Source organism: Luteimonas sp. A501 (assembly GCF_054052085.1).
The window spans coordinates 744,416-761,809 of record NZ_JBSVRI010000001.1 but is presented as its reverse complement, the minus strand read 5'-3'; the positions used below and the strand labels follow the sequence as shown (position 1 = coordinate 761,809).

The following is a 17,394-nucleotide window of genomic DNA, read 5'->3' as shown; positions in this document are numbered from 1 at the left end:
CCACGTTGCGGTCATTGGCCACACCACGGAGTCTGGAATGTCGATTGTCATCCGCGACGTGCGCGAGCACGAGCTGGATTCCGTCCTTGCCCTGAACAATGCCGCCGGTCCGTCGATCCTTCCCCTGGATTCGGCCCGCGTGCACCACTTCCACGACAACGCCGACTATTTCCGGGTCGCGGAACGCGACGGCACCCTGGCCGGCTTCCTGATCGGCTTCGGCTCACGGCGCGGGCACGACAGCAGCAACTTCGACTGGCTCGCCCAGCGCCATCCGGAATTCATGTACATCGACCGGGTGGTGGTCGCCAGCCGCCGTCGCGGTGGCGGCGTCGGCCGCACCATCTATGCCGACGTCCAGGGCTACGCCGAGCTGCGCTATCCGGTGCTGGCCTGCGAAGTCCTCATCGAGCACGACAGCGATCCCGCGCGCATCTTCCACGGCAGCTTCGGCTTCCGCGAGGTCGGCCAGCACGTGATGCCCGACACCGGCATCCGTGCTTCGATGCTGACCAAGGAACTCTGCAGCTACGCCTGGGTCCGCGACGCCTACGGCGACGACCTGCCCGACGTCCCCTGGCTGGTGCAGCCGCGGCCCGTCGGCCAGGCCCGCCTCGCGACGGGCACCCGCTGATGGCGGGCACCGTGGGCGCACCGGCCGCGAACTTCGAACCCGCCGGCGAGCTCAAGATCGGCCAGGTCGGCATCGCCAACCTGCGCATCCGCACCCTCGACATCGAGCGCCTGGCCGCGGAAATGCGCGAGCGCGTCCAGCGCGCGCCCAAGCTGTTCGCCCGCGGCGCGGTCGTGCTCGATTTCGGCGGCCTGGCCGCGCTTCCGGACCCGGCCACCGCGCGCGCGCTGCTCGCCGCCCTGCGCGAGGCCGGGGCGCTGCCGGTGGCCCTGGCCTGGGGCAACAGCGAGAACGAGCAGCTGGCGGTCGAGCTGGGCCTGCCGCTGCTGGCGCGGTTCCGCGCCCAGTACGAGCCCCTCGGCGGGTCGGCGCCGCCTGCAGCCGGGCCCGAGCCGGTCGCCCGGCAGCGCGCCGCCCCTGACCGGCCGGAAGCCGCCGCGCCGGCGGCCGCGGCCCAGGGCGGCCCCGGCGTGGTCCAGACCACTGCGGTACGCTCCGGCCAGCAGGTCTACGCCGACAACCGCGACCTCACCGTCCTGGCCGCCGTGGGCGCCGGGGCCGAGGTCATCGCCGACGGTTCGATCCATATCTACGGCGCGCTGCGCGGGCGTGCGCTGGCGGGCGCGCAGGGCAACGCGAAGGCACGCATCTTCTGCCGCGAGTTCCATGCCGAACTCGTGGCGGTCGCCGGACACTACAAGGTGCTGGAAGACATCCCCGCCGACCTGCGCGGCAAGGCCGTGCAGGTGTGGCTGGATGGCGACCAGCTGAAAATAGCAGCGCTCGACTGAGCAGCGCGCACACAGGAGATAGACTTTGGCCGAGATCATCGTAGTCACGTCCGGCAAGGGCGGCGTCGGCAAGACCACCACCAGCGCGAGCCTGGCCTGCGGCCTGGCCCGGCGCGGCAAGAAGACCGCCGTCATCGACTTCGACGTCGGCCTGCGCAACCTCGACCTGATCATGGGCTGCGAGCGCCGCGTGGTGTACGACTTCGTCAACGTGACGCAGGGCGAAGCCACGCTGAAGCAGGCGATGATCAAGGACAAGCGCTTCGACAACCTGTTCGTGCTCGCCGCGTCGCAGACCCGCGACAAGGACGCGCTGAACCGCGAAGGCGTGGAAAAGGTGCTCAGGGAACTCGACGCCGAGGGCTTCGACTACGTCGTCTGCGACTCGCCCGCCGGCATCGAGAAGGGCGCGTTCCTGGCGATGTACTACGCCGACCAGGCGGTGGTCGTGGTCAACCCCGAGGTGTCATCGGTGCGCGACTCCGACCGCATCATCGGCCTGCTGGACTCCAAGACCCGCAAGGCCGAGGCCGGCGAGTCGATCACCTCGCACCTGCTGCTGACCCGCTACAACCCGGTGCGCGTGGAGACCGGGGAAATGCTTTCCATCACCGACGTTGAAGACGTGCTGGGCCTGACGACCATCGGTGTGATTCCGGAGTCGGGCGACGTGCTCAACGCGTCCAACAAGGGCGAGCCGGTGATCCTGGACATGGAGTCGGATGCCGGCCAGGCCTATGACGACGCCGTCGCGCGCATCATCGGCGAAGAACGCCCGATGCGCTTCACCCAGCTGGAGAAAAAGGGTTTCTTCAGCAAGCTGTTCGGGGGTTGAGGCATGGGCATGTTTGATTTTCTCAAGGTCAAGAAGAACACCGCATCGATCGCCAAGGAGCGGCTGCGCATCATCGTCGCCCAGGAGCGCGGCTCCCGCGGCGCCCCGGACTACCTGCCGCTGCTGCAGCGCGAGCTGCTCGAGGTGATCCGCAAGTACGTCAGCGTCGACATCGACGCGGTCAAGGTCGACCTGACCAAGGATGGCGAGCACGACGTGCTCGACATCACCGTCGCCCTGACCGACGAACGCGCCGCGACCGGCTGAGCGTGCCCTTGTGGACACCGCGGCTGTAGCCGCTCCCACTGTGGGGGCGGCGGGGGTTTTGGTCCTGGGCGGGATTGCATCTACGGAGGTGGCGCGGCTGCTTTCGCTGCACGGACTGGAGCTGGTGGGCGTCGAGGATGGGGCGCCGATTCCCGGCAGCTACTGGGGCGAACCGGAGGCCGGCATCATCGGCTCGACCGTCTATGCGCGCGCCGACACGCCGGTGCACTCGCTTTTGCACGAAGCCTGCCACCTGATCGTGCTGCCGCCCGAACGCCGCGCCCGGGTGCATACCGACGCCACCGATTCGGTAGCCGAGGAAGACGCGACCTGCTACCTGCAGATCCTCCTGGCCGATGCCCTCCCGGAGGTCGGCCGCGACCGCCTGATGGCGGACATGGATGCTTGGGGCTACACCTTCCGCCTCGGCTCCACCCGCGCCTGGTTCGAACGCGACGCCGACGACGCCCGCGCCTGGCTCGACGCCCGCGGCCTGCTGCCGGACTGAGCCGCCACTTGCGGGCGCCTCACCCGCCCACTAGCCTGCGGGGGTTTCGCGCCGCCAGCAGGCGCCATCGGAGATCCGCAGTGAAGCCACGCACCCGCCTTGCCCTTGCCGTCGCCACCGCGCTGGTCCTTGCCGCCTGCTCGCGGACGCCCTCCACCGCCCCCGGCCCGGACGGCACACCGTCACAGGCCCAGCTGGAGAAGGAGACCGCGGATGAATTCATCGCGCGCGTCAACGACGAACTCGCCCAGCTGATGCCGGAACTGACGGCCTCGCAGTGGGTCGCTTCCACCTACAGCAACGACGACAGCGAGCTGCTCGCGTCGAAGGGCAACGAGCGCTACCTCGCCCGCACCCAGCAATGGGTCGAGCAGTCGCGGCGCTTCGAGGGCAAGGAGATGTCGCCGGACACCGAGCGCGCGATCAGCCTGCTCAAGCTCGGCACGTCGATGCCGCCGCCGCGCGACCCGGCCAAGCTGTCCGAGCTGACCCGCCTGGCCAGCAAGATGGAAGGCACCTACGGCCGCGGCGAGTACTGCACCGGCGAGGGCGAAGCCCGCTCCTGCCGCCAGCTTGGTGCGCTGGAGGACGTGCTGCGCAACGACCGCGACTACGATGCCCAGCTCGACGCCTGGCAGGGCTGGCACACGATCTCGATGCCGATGCGCGAGGACTACGTGCGCTTCGCCGGGCTGGTCAATGAAGGCGCGCGCGACCTCGGCTTCGCCGACGCCGGCGAACTCTGGCGCGCCGGCTACGACATGACCCCGGCCGAACTCTCCGCCGAGACCGACCGCCTCTGGAGCCAGGTCGAGCCGCTGTACGAACAGCTGCACTGCTACGCGCGCACCCGCCTTGAAGCCGAGTATCCCGGCCGGGGCTCGATCGACGGCATGCTGCCCGCGCACCTGATGGGCAACATGTGGCAGCAGGACTGGAGCAACCTCTGGTCGCTGCTGGCGCCCTATCCGCAAGCCGGCCAGCTCGACGTCACCAGCGCGCTCCAGCGCCAGTACCAGGCCACCCTCAACGATCAGCTGGTGCGCGAGAACGCGCTGCTGGAAACCGACCAGCGCGCCGAGATCGCCCACGCCGCGCGTCTCGAGCATGCCAAGGCCATGACCCGCCAGGCGGAGGAGTTCTACACCTCGCTGGGCATGCCGGCGCTGCCGGAAAGCTATTGGCAGAAGACCCAGTTCATCAAGCCGCGCGACCGCGACGTGGTCTGCCACGCCAGCGCCTGGCAGATGAACGCCGATGCCAGCGACGTGCGCACCAAGATGTGCATCAAGCCCAACGAGGAAGACTTCACCACCATCTACCACGAGCTGGGGCACGTCTATTACTACCTGGCCTACGGCAAGCAGCCGCCGCTGTTCCAGAACGGCGCGCACGACGGCTTCCACGAGGCCATCGGCGACACCATCGAACTGGCGATGACTCCCGGCTACCTGCAGTCGATCGGACTGGTGGAAGGCCAGGCGCCGGGCGAGGAAGCGCTGATCAACGCGCAGATGCGCATGGCACTGTCCAAGGTCGCCTTCCTGCCCTTCGGCCTGATGATCGACCGCTGGCGCTGGGGCGTGTTCGACGGCTCGATCACCCCGGACAACTACAACAAGTCGTGGTGGGACCTGAAGGCCCGCTACCAGGGCGTGGCACCAGCCACGCCGCGCGGCGAGGAGTTCTTCGACCCGGGCGCCAAGTACCACGTGCCGGGCAACACGCCCTACACGCGCTACTTCCTCTCGCACGTGCTGCAGTTCCAGTTCTACAAGGCGCTGTGCGATGCCGCCGGCCACGACGGCCCGCTGTCCGCGTGCACCTTCGCCGGCAACCAGGCCGCGGGCGAGAAGTTCCAGGCGATGCTGTCCAAGGGCAACAGCCAGCCCTGGCAGCAGACGATGAAGGAACTCACCGGCGGCGAAACCATGGACGCGGCAGCGGTGCTGGAGTATTTCGAGCCACTGCAGGCCTGGCTGGTCGAGCAGAACGAGGGCAAGACCTGTGGTTGGCAGGCAGCGGCGGGCAGCTGAGCCGCCATCGAACCGCCTGGACGCGCGCCGCCCGGTGAGCCGGGCGCGCGCAGGTCATCGCCGCCTCAGTCGAGGCGGAATTTCACCGGAACCCTGACGCGCGCGGCGACGGGGACGCCATCCTCGATGGCGGGATTGAATCGCCAGTGGCGTACCGCCTCGATTGCGGCGCGGTCGAGATTGCGATCGTGGCTGGAGCGCTCAATCGAAATATGGGTCACATTGCCGCTGGAGTCGAGGTCGATCAGCAGCATGACCACACCGCCGATCCCGGCGCGCGCCGCTTCCGGCGGATAGCGGGGCGGCCTCATGTTGCGCGAGGCGGGATCCACGCTTGCGCCAAGGTTGGTGCCCGGCAACGCTGAGGGCCGAGGCGCCCGCGCCGGCGCCGGGGGCATTTCGAGGACGCCGGCACCGCCCGGGTACCGTGGCTCCCTGCCCTCGCCGTGGACGAGGGTGGGCTTGCTCGGGCCAGCCGGCGTTGGAATCGGCTTCAGCGGAATCGCCAGCGCGCCGAAGAACATGCACGCCAACATGACGCAGACCGCCGACAGCAGGTAGCGCGCATCCAGCTCGCGCGCTCCCAGCCCCAGAAGCATGCAGACCGAAAGGCCGCTGCCGAGGATGACTCCGACGCGAAACGCCATGCGGGTGTCGGACCAGCCCCCGGCGCCGAGCAGCCCGCCGGCCCAGTCGACGAAATGATAGGGAAGCGCGGCGACCATCGCGAGCAACGGCGCCGCGGCAAATCCTGTCGCAACGATGACAAGCCCCAGGAAGCCCCACCACACGCTCTTCATGGCGAGCGGCCCCGTATCAGGAAAAGCACGAAGCCCGCCAGCACCAGCACACACACCAGCCCCATCAGCAGGCTCATGATGACCAGCCCTGCGCTCGGCAGGATCAGGGACATGTAGCTCCCGGCCCGGGACACCAACTCGAAGCGCCGGAACTCTTCGAAACCCCACCCCAGCGCCCAGCCAAGGATCAACGGCGCCACCAGCGCGTAGAGGGTCGCGTGGACAAACCGCTGCGTACGGTGGGAAAGCGGCACCGGCTGCGCGGGGGCCGTCATGGCAGGCGGGCGCCCTGTCGCGGCCGCGGGCGCGGCCCGCCGCGGACGCGGCTGGCCCCTGCGACGTCGGGCTGGTTTCGGCGCGCGCTCCGCCCGCTTCCGCGCGGCCTCTACCAGGCCCTCGCGGCGGCAGCTGGTGCAGGCCTCGTCGCGGAAATGCTGGTGTTCGCTGCTGCGCGCGCATGCCACCAGCAGGCCGCCCTGCCGCTGCGCGTACTCGACGAGCACCGCGCCCCACTCGCTCGCCGGGGGGCGCTGCCGCGAATCGCGCGCGAACGCACGGTCGAACAGCCGCCGCAGGCGTTCGGGCATGCAGTCGTGGCCGCTGGCCGGAGATGCTTTGATACGCCGGTTGGGCAGCAATCCGTATGCGTAGAGGTTTTCGCGGATGCGACCCGGCAGGTCGGACGGCAGCGTGGTGGTGGCCGGACGACCGCTGTAGGGATGGATGCCGTGGTTGAGAAGCTGGAACACGATCACCGCCAGCGCAAAGCGGTCCTGGGCCTCTTCGCCGCCGGTCGCGACGCCGCCGCGCTGGAATTCCGGCGCCAGGTAGTCCGGTGTGACCTGGCCCGCCGGAAAGCGCTCGCCTTCGCCAAGAATGCTGAAGCCGTCGCAGTCGAGCATCGCGATGTGCAGCGATTCGCGATGGAAGCGGAGGTTGAGCGGCTTCAGGTCCACAACGTAATGCCCGCGCCCGTGCAGTGCGGCGAGCGTCGTGGCCAGGTTGGCCGCCAGCGTGACCCTGGGGCCAAGCCCGGTCGGCAAGCCGGCGGCCCGTGCCTGCCGCTCCAGCAGCACGTGCTCCAGGTCGCTGGTTTTTTCCAGCGGCAGCCTGGGCATGACGAAGCCCATGAACCGGCCGGCGCGATCGAGTGCCGTTGCGCGCGGCCAGGCGATCTGCACGTGGCGCCTGCCGCCCTCGATCCGGTCCGGAAGGTCCGGACACAGCCCAAGCATCGCCTCCAGCTTGCGTTGGTAGACCGCCAGGTCGACGCCCGGGTGGTAGAGCTTCGCCACCTCGTCACTCGAGTCTTCGAGGAGGAACACGCTGCCGGCGCCGCCACTCTTGAGCAGGCGGCCGAGTTTCAGCCTGCGACCGCGGCTGTCGCGGATGCGCTGACCCTGGCGCGAAGGCACCTCAGCCTCCGCCAGCCGGAGCCGGCCAAGCCAGGAGCAGCGTCTTGTCGTCGGTGGTGATGGCGTCGGTGCGCGGGTCGGCCAGGGTGGCCTTCAGTGCCTCCACTCCGCGCGCCTCGTCCACGCCGTGCAGGAAGCGCATCACGGGGGTGATGAAAGGCTGGAACAGGCCGCCGCCATCCCTGGCCATCGCGAAGGCCTGGGTGCCATCGCTCATCAGCGCGAGCAGCGTGCTTGCGCCCTCGAAAGGCGTGATCCGCAGCCGCGCTTCCCACCCGGGCATGGTGACGAACCAGGTCTCGTTGGCGTACTCGCCGTTTTCCGGGAGCGACAGCACCGTACCACCGGCTCCCGGCGCCTCGCGGACGCCCACGCCGTCCCCGACGTGCACGAACCAGCCACCGCTGGAGGAAGCGACCACGGCCACCAGCGTGCAGGCGTAGTCGCCAAGCTTCCCGCCGCCCGCGGCGACGTCCGCCTCCAGCGCTCCTCGCGCCTTACGTACCGCATCCGCGGCCATCGCCTGTCGCGACGCGGCTTCGCAGGGCATGCCATGGCGCTCGAGCTGCCGCCACAGTGCGTCCACCACGCCATCGGCGATGCGGCGCGCACCCGTGCCGCCCAGTGTCGCGGACCCTGCTCCATCGCAGACCGCGGCGACCAGCACCTCGCCATCGCCCCTGTGTGCAAAGGCGTCCTGGCAGAGCGTGCCGGAATCGATATGCGCGCGGCCGATGGCTGCGGCGCCCACCACGCGCCAGGCCATCAGAGCGGGGCGAGCGCCCAGGTGTCGGTCGACGGAAGCTGCGCCTGCCCACCTGGAGTGGACTGCGAAACGACCTGCATGCTTGCGCTCAGCCAGACGAACAGCTCGCGGAACTGCAGGCCGTTCAGGCGCTTCACCGCGCGACCACCGTTCTGGCTGAAGCGCCCCAGCACCGCAGTGTCGGCCTCGCCCACCGCGATCGGGAACACGGCGACCCTGTTGGCCGCTTCGTCAGCGCGGCAGCGGTCTGCGACCTGCTCCCAGTCGTCCGTCGGCACTCCGTCGGACATCAGGAACATCCAAGGGCGCGTATAGGCGATGCCGGCCTGACGGAAGCGCGCCTTTTCGGCCTCGATCTCGTCCAGCGCGAGCTCCACCGCGTGCCCCATCGGCGTGGTGCCGCTGGCAGACAGTGCCGGCGCCTGGAAATCCATGGCATCCCGCCAGTCATCGGAGACTTCAGCCCCGTCCATGCCGCCATAGGTGACGACCAGCACGCGCACGCGCTTGGCGGCGACGATGTCCCCCTGCAGTTCGTCGCGAAGGATCTGCAGACCCTCGTTGAGCTGGGTGATCGGCGCCCCTCCCATGCTGCCCGAGCAATCCAGAACCAGCACCAGTGGCGTGCGCTGCTCGGAGTTGTCGACCAGCGCAACATCCGGAATGGCTTGGCTCATGTCTTCCCCTCCTTGGAAAAGCCGGATACTACGCATCGCGCCGAGAGCTTTCCAGCCGGACCTCGGCTTCCCGCCCGGGCCACCGGACCTCAGACGTGTTCGGCCGGATCCGGCATCCCCGGCTCGCACTGCCCCGCCGGCAGTCGCTTGGTCCGATAGCGCTCCAAGCGCCACACCAGCCAGCCGGCGAGCGTGAACGCCGCGCCGGCCAGCGCCAGCGTCAGCATCGAACCACTGACCATCGGCGACAGCAGCCCTGCGACCACGGCGTTCAGCGCAAGGCTGGTGAAGGCCTGCAGCGATGACGCCGAGCCGCGCTGGCGCGGATACATGTCGAGGATCGCCAGGGTCAGCACCGGGAACACCATGGCCACGCCGAAGGCGCCCAGCGCCGCGGGCAGCACGGCCCAGGGCACCGACGGCACGTCCACCAGCAGGCCGTAGGTGACGTTGGCCACCGCCGCCAGCCCACAGCAGGCGAAGCCGATGTTGACCTGCACGACGTGCGGCATGCGCCCGGCGACCCGCCCGGAGGTGAAGGCTCCGAGCATCATCCCGCCGATCATCGGCCCGAAGAACCAGCCGAAGCTGCGCTCGTCGAGCCGCAGCAGGTCGAGCACGAACGCCGGCGCGGACGCGATGTACAGGAACAGCGCCGAGAAGTTGAGTGCACCGGCCGCCGCCAGCCGCTGGAAGCGCCGGTTGGTGAAGATCAGCACGTAGTCCGCCAGCATCCGCCGCGGCACCGGTGTGCTCCGGTTCTGCACGGGATGGGTTTCCGGCAGCCACATCCAGGTCGCCGCCAGCAGCAGCACGCCGAAGCCGACCAGGAACCAGAAGATGTCGTGCCAGTGGCCCCAGCCGAGGATCCAGCCGCCGATCACCGGCGCGATGGCGGGCGCAATGCCGAAGATCATCGACACCTGGCTCATCAGCCTCTGCGCGTCGTCGCCATCGAACAGGTCGCGGATCACCGCACGGCCCACGATCAGGCCCACGCCCGCCGACAGGCCCTGCAGGGCGCGGAAGACCAGCATGGTTGCCAGGTCGTTGGACAGCGCGCAGCCCACCGACGCAGCGATGAACACCACCAGCCCGACCAGGATCACCCGGCGGCGGCCCAACACGTCCGACATCGGGCCATGCACCAGGCTCATCAGCGCATAGGCCACCAGGTAGACGCTGATGGTCTGTTGCATCGCCAGCTTGTCGGCGCCCAGCGCCTCGCCGATCACCGGGAATGCCGGGAAGATCGCGTCGATCGAGAACGGACCGAACATCGACAGGCCCGCCAGCAGCAACGCCAGCCGGCCGGTGGACTTCGGAAGGTGCGGCGCGGCCATCAGCAGGGCCCCGCGGCGGACAGGGCGGCGCGGAGCCGGTCTTCGATCAGGGAGTTTTGCACCGCATCAGGATACCGGTCAGGCGGCCGGGGGCGGGCTATAATCGGCAGGCAGTACCCACCAGCGGGAGAAGCCGCCCCAGCCAACCGGGGCCGGCTGCCGAAGGCGCAACGCCCGTAATCGCTCAGGCCCACGTACCGCTGGCGGGGACAACTCTGGAGAGACCGGTCAAACCCGGCGCCGAAGGTGCATGGGGTGGGTTAGCGCCCGCCCTGAACTCTCAGGCAAAAGGACAGAGGGGCGCCCCGCGTGCGTGCACGCGGCCCACCCGCGCCCGCCAGAGTCCAACGCCATGTCCAAGCAGCCCGCTTCCCTCCGCTCGCTCGAGCACCACGACGCGTTCGTGGAACGCCACATCGGCCCGAACGAGGACGAGATCGCGCAGATGTTGCGCGTGATCGGCCACGATTCGCTCGATGCGATGACCGATGCCATCGTGCCCGGCTCGATCCGCTCCGGCGATGCGCTCGACCTGCCACCGCCGATGACCGAGGTCGACGCGCTGGCGAAGATCCGCGCCATCGCCGACCGCAACACCGTCTTCCGCAGCTTCATCGGCCAGGGCTACTACGGCACCCACGTGCCCAACGTCATCCTGCGCAACATCCTCGAGAACCCGGCCTGGTACACGGCCTACACGCCCTACCAGGCGGAGATCTCGCAGGGCCGCATGGAGGCGCTGATCAACTTCCAGACCATGCTGGCCGACCTGACCGGCATGGAGATCGCCAACGCCTCGCTGCTTGACGAGGCCACCGCGGCGGCGGAAGCGATGACGCTCGCCAAGCGCTCGGCGAAGTCGAAGTCCAACGTCTTCTTCGTGTCGAAGAACGTGCATCCGCAGACGCTGGAAGTGCTGCGCACGCGCGCCGGCGGCCTCGGCATCGAACTGCACGTGGGCGACGATGCGGACGCCGCCACCGTCGACAGCTACGGCGTGCTGCTGCAGTACCCCGACACCTTCGGCCGCATCAACGACTACCGCGCGGTGGCCGAGGCCGTGCACGCGCGCAAGGGCGTGGTCACCGTGGCCGCCGATCTGCTGGCACTGACCCTGATCGCGGCACCCGGCGAATGGGGCGCGGATATCGTCATCGGCAACACCCAGCGCTTCGGCGTGCCCTTCGGCTTCGGTGGCCCGCACGCGGGCTACATGGCCTGCCGCGACGCGTTCAAGCGGCAGATCCCGGGGCGCCTGATCGGCGTCTCGGTCGACGTCGAGGGCAATGCCGCCTACCGCCTCACCCTGCAGACCCGCGAGCAGCACATCCGCCGCGAAAAGGCGACGTCCAACATCTGCACTGCGCAGGTGCTGCTGGCGGTGATGGCGTCGATGTACGCCGTCTACCACGGCCCCGAGGGCCTGGTGCGGATCGCGCGCCGCGTGCACCGCTTCAGCACGATCCTGGCCACCGCGCTGCGCGGTGCCGGCGCCACCGTTGGCGACGCGTTCTTCGACACCCTGCACGTCAGCGGCCTGGACGCCGCGGCGGTGCATGCCAAGGCCCGCGACACGCGCATCAACCTGCGCGCGATCGACGCTGGCAGCGTCGGCATCAGCCTGGACGAAACCACCACGCGCGATGACGTGGCCGCGCTGGCCGCGCTGTTCGGCGCCGCGATCAACGACATCGACGCGCTCGACGCCGAGGCTGCCGACGCATTGCCCGCAGGCCTCGAGCGCAATACCGCGTTCATGACCCACCCGGTGTTCAACACCCACCACAGCGAGCACGAGCTGCTGCGCTACATGCGCGCCCTGGCCGACAAGGACCTGGCCATGGACCGCACGATGATCCCGCTGGGCTCGTGCACCATGAAGCTCAACGCCACCGCCGAGATGATCCCGATCACCTGGCCGGAGTTCAGCGAGATCCACCCGCTGGCGCCGGCCGACCAGACCGCGGGTTACAAGGTGCTGATCGACGGCCTGGAGGCGATGCTGGCCGAGATCACCGGCTACGACGCGGTCAGCTTCCAGCCCAACTCCGGCGCCCAGGGCGAGTTCGCCGGCCTGCTGGCGATCCGCGCGTACCTGGCCTCGAAGGGCGAAGGCCACCGCGACATCTGCCTGATCCCCGAGTCCGCGCACGGCACCAACCCGGCCTCGGCGCAGATGGTCGGCATGACTGTCGTCGTGACCCGCTGCGACGCCAACGGCAACGTCGACGTCGAGGACATCCGCGCCAAGGCGGAGAAGCATTCCGACCGCCTGGCCGCGATCATGATCACCTACCCGTCCACGCACGGCGTGTTCGAGGAGGACGTGGTCGAGATCTGTGAGATCGTCCACGCCCACGGCGGCCAGGTGTACACCGACGGCGCCAACATGAACGCGCTCTGCGGCGTCGCCCGCCCCGGCAAGTGGGGCTCCGACGTCAGCCACCTCAACCTGCACAAGACCTTCTGCATCCCGCACGGCGGCGGCGGCCCGGGCGTGGGCCCATGCGCTGTGAAGTCGCACCTGGCGCCCTACCTGCCGCGCGCCTTCGGCGGCGAGGGCGAGGTCGGCATGGTGTCGGCGGCCACCCACGGCTCGGCCAGCATCCTGCCGATCAGCTGGATGTACATCGTGATGATGGGCGCCGAAGGCCTGCGCCGCGCCACCCAGGTCGCGCTGCTCAACGCCAACTACGTCGCCAAGCGCCTGGAACCGCACTATCCGACGCTCTACACCGGCCGCAACGGCCTGGTCGCGCACGAGTGCATCCTCGACCTGCGCCCGCTCAAGGACGCCACAGGCGTCGGCGCCGAGGACGTGGCCAAGCGCTTGATCGACTTCGGCTTCCATGCGCCCACGCTGAGCTTCCCGGTCTCGGGCACGCTGATGGTGGAGCCGACCGAGAGCGAGTCGATGCACGAACTCGACCGCTTCATCGACGCCATGATCCAGATCCGCGAGGAGATCCGGGCGATCGAGGACGGCCGCATGGACCGCGAGGACAACCCGCTCAAGCACGCCCCGCACACCGCGGCGCAGGCCTCGGCCAGCGAGTGGACCCACGCCTACCCGCGCGAACTGGCGGTGTTCCCGCTGCCCAGCCTGCGCCAGCAGAAGTACTGGCCGCCGGTGGCGCGCGTGGACAACGTGCACGGCGACAAGAATGTCTTCTGCAGCTGCATCCCGATCGGGTCGGCCGAGGACGAGCCGGAGGCATTCAGCGAGCCTGACGTGGCGTAAGCACCGCCGGGGCAAGGAGGCCTGGTCGCAATCGCGGCCATGGCCGCTCCCACTGCACGTCGCGATCGGCTGGGCCATGGCTACTCCCACGACACGCATGCCTGCCCTGTGGGAGCGGCTATAGCCGCGATCCGATCCGCGACCACGCCGGCTTTACGCCCTCGGCCACAGGATGGCTGCTCCCCCGCAGCGGAGCAGCCCATGGCCAGGCCCAAGACCCCGACCACGACGCTACCTGGCGCGCAGCCGCCCACCGCTCCCAAGCCGCCCCGGCCCAAGCCCGCGGGCAACGTCGGGCGCGAAAAGATCATGCACTTCGACCACGAGCGCACCCCCCCCCTTCGACCACCTCGATCCCACCAAGATCATTCCCCAGGCGCTGGTGCCGCTGCAGGTGGTCGGGCGCATGGTGCTCGACCGCTGGCCGGACAACTTCTTCGCCGAGACCAGCTGCGGACGCTGGCCTGAACATATGGCCGGCCTCCGTATCCGCGCCCAGGCACCGGCCGCGCGTGCCGGCGCCTGAGCGTGTGCACCCCAGGCGCAGCGCACGCGCAGGGTGTGCGCTTTGAAACCTGCACCTGACAGCGATTACCCTGCCGACATGGCATGCGATCGCGCCACCCGTTACTCCGACGTGCGTGCGCGCACCGTATCGCTTGCCGCACCGCTTACGGCCGAAGACGCGCAGCTGCAGTCGATGCCCGAGGCCAGTCCGGCCAAGTGGCACCTTGCGCACACCACCTGGTTCTTCTCCCGCTTCGTGCTGGGTGACGCACCGGAGGCGATGCCCGCCGGCTGGGACTACCTGTTCAACAGCTACTACGTGGGCGCCGGTGAACGGCACGCGCGCGCCCAGCGCGGCCAAGTCTCGCGGCCGACGCTGGCCGAGGTGCTGGCGTGGCGCGAAACCATCGACGCACGTGTACTCGAGCACCTGGACGCCGGCGGCTTCGCTTCCGACGCGCTCGACGTGCTGCTCCTCGGCACCCATCACGAACAGCAGCACCAGGAACTCCTGCTGACCGACATCAAGCACGCCTTCTGGTGCAACCCCCTGCAGCCCGCCTACCGGACCGACGGCGGACCCGACTGTGGGAGCGGCCATGGCCGCGACGCTGCGCGAGCCGTACACGTCGCGGATCCGGCTCCCCGGTGGCTTCCCCGCCCGGAAACCATCGCCGAAATCGGCGCGCCCGCCTGGCCCGGTCCTGGCACCAGCTTCGCCTACGACAACGAAACTCCGCGCCACCGCGTACTGATCGCTGCCCATGCCATCGCCCGCCGCCCTGTCAGCAATGCCGACTACGCGGACTTCATCAGCGACGGCGGCTACGACACGCCCGCCCTGTGGCTGAGCGACGGCTGGGATCTCGCACACCGCGAAGGCTGGCGGCGCCCGCTCTACTGGCATCAGGACGGTGCGCGCGAGTTCACCCTGGCAGGCTGGCGCGAACGCGATCCCGGGGCCGCCATCCGCCACATCAGCCACTACGAGGCCAATGCCTTCGCCCGTTGGGCCGGCGCCCGGCTGCCCACCGAAGCCGAATGGGAAGCCTCAGCCGCCGATCTTGCCGGCACCGGCCAGGCCTGGGAGTGGACCTCGAGCGCGTACGTGCCCTACCCCGGCTTCCGCCCGCTTGCCGGCACGCTGGGCGAATACAACGGCAAGTTCATGAGCGGCCAGCTGGTGCTTCGCGGCGGCAGCTGTGCCACTCCGCCGGGACACGCGCGCGCCAGCTACCGGAATTTCTTCGCACCGCACGCGCGCTGGCAGTTCTCCGGCCTGCGCCTGGCAAAGGACATCGCTTGACCTCGAAGCTGCAGCTCACCGACCTCCATCCCAGCGCCGACGATATCGCCGGTGACGTACTGCGCGGCCTCTCCTCGAGTCCCAGGTACCTGCCGTCGAAATACTTCTACGACCAGCGCGGCTCCGAACTCTTCGAGGCGATCACCCGCCAGCCCGAGTACTACCCCACCCGCGTGGAGCTGGCGCTGCTGGCCGACCGCGGCCCCGAGATCGCCGCGGCGATCGGCCCGCGCACGCACGTGGTCGAGTACGGCAGCGGCAGCGGCCGCAAGACACGGCTGCTGCTGGACGCACTCGAGGACCCGGTGGCCTATACGCCGATCGAGATCTCGCGCTCGGCACTGACCGCCAGCGCGGAGCGCCTGGACCGCGAGTTCGGCGACGTGGAAGTGCTGCCGGTGCTGGCCGACTTCACGCAGGCCGTGCCCCTGCCCCGGCCTTCGCGCGTGGCCGACTCGGCGCTGGTGTTCTTCCCGGGCTCCACGCTGGGCAATTTCAGCCGCGATGAATCGGTCCGCCTGCTTGCCGCGATGCGCAACACCATGGGCCGCGACGGCGCAGCGCTGCTCGGCCTGGACCTCGAGAAGGAGCCAGCCATCATCGAGGCCGCGTACAACGATGCCGCGGGCATCACCGCTGAGTTCACCCTCAACCTGTTGGGCCGCCTCAACCGCGACCTCGGCAGCGACTTCGACCTCGCGGGCTTTGTTCACCGCGCTCGCTACGTGGAATCCGAAGGCCGCATCGTGACCACGCTGGAAAGCCTGCGCGAGCAGGTCGTCACCGTGGAACACCAGCGCTTCGCCTTCGCGCGCGGCGAGCCGATGCAGGTCGAGCAGAGCCAGAAGTACACCGACGCGCGCATTGGCGCGCTGGCGTTGGAGGCCGGCCTGCGAGTGGTCGATGGCTGGAACGATGCCTGCGACTGGTTCGGGCTGCGCCTGCTGCGGCGGGCCTGAAGCAGGAGCGCGCCGCGACTTGCGGTCGCGACGCGCCTTCATCCAGTCACGCGGTAACCTGCACTATTGCTTGCGCATCTGGTCGCGGGCGTTCTCCGCGCGCGCCGCGCCGATCGCGGTCTCGACCTTCTTGACCTCTTCGGGCGGCGGCAGCACCGCCGGCAGACCGAGCGACTGCAGCCACAGCTCCCGGCCCCAGCCCTTGGTGTGGTACAGGTGGTGGTCTTCCTGCTGCTCGACCTCTTCGTACGCGTCCTTGAGCGCCTTGCCGACATCGCCGGTGGCTTTCTTCGAGACGTAGCCGATCAGTTCCCAGTTGAGATGGTCCTTGGTCTCGGCCAGGACCACGCACTCTGCGGCGACGAGTTCGGCGGCCACCGGATCACCAGCCGCCTGCGCCATCTCCATCGCCTTCACCAGCGACTTGCCGTGGTGCGCCACGACCTCGCGGCCGGGCGTGCGGACGTCGGGATCCAGCCCCAGTTTCTCGAACACCCCCAGCAACACCTTCTGGTGGTTGCGGGTTTCGTCGAGATAATCGTTCCACTCCTTGCGCAGGTCGTCATTGACCGCGCACTCGATCGCCTTCAGGTAGACCTGTTCGCCACCGAATTCGGTCTCGATGCCCTGGTACAGCAGCTCGTGCAGCTGCGCCTCGTCATAGCTTCCGCGTGCCATCTGGAACACCTCATCGGAGTGGGACGGCCCAGAATCCGACCGTGCGCGTCGCGGTGCGGTGAAGCCGGCGCGGCCTCAGGACGCGGCAGCCGGACGCTGCCGCGGCACGGCATCGAACGGGAGCATGATCCGGGCATCCTTGAAGTACATCATCCGCAGCTGCCGCCCGCGCGGCGACCAGCCGATGAAGTGCGCCTTGGCCTCGGCCTCGTACATGTCCTGGTAGCGAACGGCCATGTCGTCGTTCTGCAGCTCGATCATGACCCCGACCGACTCCGGCTTCGGCAGCGAGGCGTTATGGGCCTCCAGCGTGTCGCGGATGGCGTTGAGGAAGGGCATGGTCTGCTTCAGGCCACGCGCGCCGACGTCGAAGAACTGGCGGTACAGATAGGTCGGCTGGCCGAAGGACGGCACGATGCCCAGCACCGCGGTGCCGACGCCCCAGATACGGCCTTCATCATCGCGGCCCACCGCCACCGCCTGCTGCGCCCGCTCGGCGGCCTTGGTTGGATCCGGCAGCGCACCGTTGCGCGCCCACATGGCGATGAGCTCCGACGACAGTTCGGGCGTCACTTTTTTCCAGACCGGCACGATCTCCATGCTCACCTGCCCACCGTGCCGCGCTGCGTGC

General features: G+C 69.1%; 16 protein-coding genes, 1 pseudogene and 2 riboswitches. Of the genes and pseudogenes, 10 read left to right on the top strand and 7 right to left on the bottom strand.

Annotated elements, in window-relative coordinates; genetic code table 11:
• The first annotated feature begins 37 nt into the window (after window positions 1-37).
• From ACW7G5_RS03470 to ACW7G5_RS03445, 6 genes are all read left to right on the top strand, one after another.
• Window positions 38-634: a GNAT family N-acetyltransferase gene (locus ACW7G5_RS03470; protein WP_457001849.1), complete on the top strand. Its 597-nt coding sequence runs from the start codon at window positions 38-40 to the stop codon at window positions 632-634.
• Window positions 634-1,425 carry a septum site-determining protein MinC gene (gene minC, locus ACW7G5_RS03465; protein ID WP_457001847.1) on the top strand — a complete coding sequence of 264 codons (792 nt, stop codon included), beginning with the start codon at window positions 634-636 and terminating at the stop codon, window positions 1,423-1,425. Before ACW7G5_RS03470 ends, minC begins: the two co-directional genes overlap by 1 nt.
• 25 nt (window positions 1,426-1,450) lie before the next feature.
• On the top strand, window positions 1,451-2,260 hold the full coding sequence (minD, locus tag ACW7G5_RS03460) for a septum site-determining protein MinD (RefSeq protein WP_457001845.1): 810 nt from the start codon (window positions 1,451-1,453) through the stop codon (window positions 2,258-2,260).
• A gap of 3 nt (window positions 2,261-2,263) precedes the next feature.
• A complete protein-coding gene (gene minE, locus ACW7G5_RS03455) occupies window positions 2,264-2,527 on the top strand; it encodes a cell division topological specificity factor MinE (RefSeq protein ID WP_457001844.1) in 264 nt (87 codons plus the stop codon).
• A gap of 40 nt (window positions 2,528-2,567) precedes the next feature.
• The gene (locus ACW7G5_RS03450; RefSeq protein WP_457002849.1) at window positions 2,568-3,035 is read left to right on the top strand and encodes a hypothetical protein; all 468 of its coding nucleotides are present in this window, start codon (window positions 2,568-2,570) and stop codon (window positions 3,033-3,035) included.
• 80 nt (window positions 3,036-3,115) lie between these two features.
• Window positions 3,116-5,071 (top strand): M2 family metallopeptidase, encoded by a 1,956-nt coding sequence (locus ACW7G5_RS03445; protein ID WP_457001842.1) that lies wholly within the window; start codon window positions 3,116-3,118, stop codon window positions 5,069-5,071.
• A gap of 65 nt (window positions 5,072-5,136) precedes the next feature.
• Here the strand turns inward: ACW7G5_RS03445 and ACW7G5_RS03440 are convergent, their stop codons facing one another.
• From ACW7G5_RS03440 to ACW7G5_RS03420, 5 genes are all read right to left on the bottom strand, one after another.
• Window positions 5,137-5,871, bottom strand: a complete 735-nt coding sequence (locus ACW7G5_RS03440) for an energy transducer TonB (RefSeq protein WP_457001840.1) — start codon at window positions 5,869-5,871, stop codon at window positions 5,137-5,139.
• The gene (locus ACW7G5_RS03435; protein ID WP_457001838.1) at window positions 5,868-7,166 is read right to left on the bottom strand and encodes a hypothetical protein; all 1,299 of its coding nucleotides are present in this window, start codon (window positions 7,164-7,166) and stop codon (window positions 5,868-5,870) included. Before ACW7G5_RS03435 ends, ACW7G5_RS03440 begins: the two co-directional genes overlap by 4 nt.
• A gap of 121 nt (window positions 7,167-7,287) precedes the next feature.
• A complete protein-coding gene (locus tag ACW7G5_RS03430; RefSeq protein ID WP_457001836.1) occupies window positions 7,288-8,052 on the bottom strand; it encodes a PP2C family serine/threonine-protein phosphatase in 765 nt (254 codons plus the stop codon).
• Window positions 8,052-8,729 carry a vWA domain-containing protein gene (locus ACW7G5_RS03425; protein ID WP_457001834.1) on the bottom strand — a complete coding sequence of 226 codons (678 nt, stop codon included), beginning with the start codon at window positions 8,727-8,729 and terminating at the stop codon, window positions 8,052-8,054. Before ACW7G5_RS03425 ends, ACW7G5_RS03430 begins: the two co-directional genes overlap by 1 nt.
• 89 nt (window positions 8,730-8,818) lie before the next feature.
• Window positions 8,819-10,072 (bottom strand): multidrug effflux MFS transporter, encoded by a 1,254-nt coding sequence (locus ACW7G5_RS03420; RefSeq protein WP_457001833.1) that lies wholly within the window; start codon window positions 10,070-10,072, stop codon window positions 8,819-8,821.
• Window positions 10,073-10,186: 114 nt separating this feature from the next.
• Window positions 10,187-10,282, top strand: a riboswitch (glycine riboswitch).
• Window positions 10,283-10,373, top strand: a riboswitch (glycine riboswitch).
• Window positions 10,374-10,424: 51 nt separating this feature from the next.
• Here ACW7G5_RS03420 and gcvP point away from each other — a divergent pair.
• The 4 genes and pseudogenes from gcvP to egtD all read left to right on the top strand — a co-directional run bounded on the left by gcvP (window position 10,425) and on the right by egtD (window position 16,085).
• Window positions 10,425-13,313, top strand: a complete 2,889-nt coding sequence (gcvP, locus tag ACW7G5_RS03415) for an aminomethyl-transferring glycine dehydrogenase (RefSeq protein ID WP_457001831.1) — start codon at window positions 10,425-10,427, stop codon at window positions 13,311-13,313.
• A 337-nt stretch (window positions 13,314-13,650) separates the two neighbouring features.
• Window positions 13,651-13,761, top strand: a pseudogene (locus ACW7G5_RS03410) (catalase); the annotation flags it as partial.
• Window positions 13,762-13,917: 156 nt separating this feature from the next.
• Window positions 13,918-15,126 carry an ergothioneine biosynthesis protein EgtB gene (gene egtB, locus ACW7G5_RS03405; RefSeq protein ID WP_457001829.1) on the top strand — a complete coding sequence of 403 codons (1,209 nt, stop codon included), beginning with the start codon at window positions 13,918-13,920 and terminating at the stop codon, window positions 15,124-15,126.
• Complete coding sequence (gene egtD, locus ACW7G5_RS03400) at window positions 15,123-16,085, top strand: L-histidine N(alpha)-methyltransferase (protein ID WP_457001827.1); 963 nt, start codon at window positions 15,123-15,125, stop codon at window positions 16,083-16,085. The genes egtB and egtD overlap by 4 nt, the downstream gene beginning before the upstream one ends.
• Before the next feature lie 63 nt (window positions 16,086-16,148).
• Here egtD and ACW7G5_RS03395 read toward each other — a convergent pair whose 3' ends face one another.
• The gene (locus tag ACW7G5_RS03395) at window positions 16,149-16,763 is read right to left on the bottom strand and encodes a hypothetical protein (protein WP_457001825.1); all 615 of its coding nucleotides are present in this window, start codon (window positions 16,761-16,763) and stop codon (window positions 16,149-16,151) included.
• Between the two features lie 75 nt (window positions 16,764-16,838).
• Window positions 16,839-17,369, bottom strand: coding sequence for a hypothetical protein (locus ACW7G5_RS03390; protein ID WP_457001823.1), 531 nt, complete (start codon window positions 17,367-17,369; stop codon window positions 16,839-16,841).
• Window positions 17,370-17,394 lie beyond the last annotated feature (25 nt).

Bases quoted from the DNA above. Each gene is read 5' to 3' on its own strand.
- ACW7G5_RS03470 (WP_457001849.1), top strand. From the start codon at position 38: ATGTCGATTGTCATCCGCGACGTGCGCGAGCACGAGCTGGATTCCGTC.
- minC (WP_457001847.1), top strand. From the start codon at position 634: ATGGCGGGCACCGTGGGCGCACCGGCCGCGAACTTCGAACCCGCCGGC.
- minE (WP_457001844.1), top strand. From the start codon at position 2,264: ATGGGCATGTTTGATTTTCTCAAGGTCAAGAAGAACACCGCATCGATC.
- ACW7G5_RS03440 (WP_457001840.1), bottom strand. From the start codon at position 5,871: ATGAAGAGCGTGTGGTGGGGCTTCCTGGGGCTTGTCATCGTTGCGACA.
- ACW7G5_RS03430 (WP_457001836.1), bottom strand. From the start codon at position 8,052: ATGGCCTGGCGCGTGGTGGGCGCCGCAGCCATCGGCCGCGCGCATATC.
- ACW7G5_RS03425 (WP_457001834.1), bottom strand. From the start codon at position 8,729: ATGAGCCAAGCCATTCCGGATGTTGCGCTGGTCGACAACTCCGAGCAG.
- ACW7G5_RS03420 (WP_457001833.1), bottom strand. From the start codon at position 10,072: ATGGCCGCGCCGCACCTTCCGAAGTCCACCGGCCGGCTGGCGTTGCTG.
- gcvP (WP_457001831.1), top strand. From the start codon at position 10,425: ATGTCCAAGCAGCCCGCTTCCCTCCGCTCGCTCGAGCACCACGACGCG.
- egtB (WP_457001829.1), top strand. From the start codon at position 13,918: ATGGCATGCGATCGCGCCACCCGTTACTCCGACGTGCGTGCGCGCACC.
- ACW7G5_RS03395 (WP_457001825.1), bottom strand. From the start codon at position 16,763: ATGGCACGCGGAAGCTATGACGAGGCGCAGCTGCACGAGCTGCTGTAC.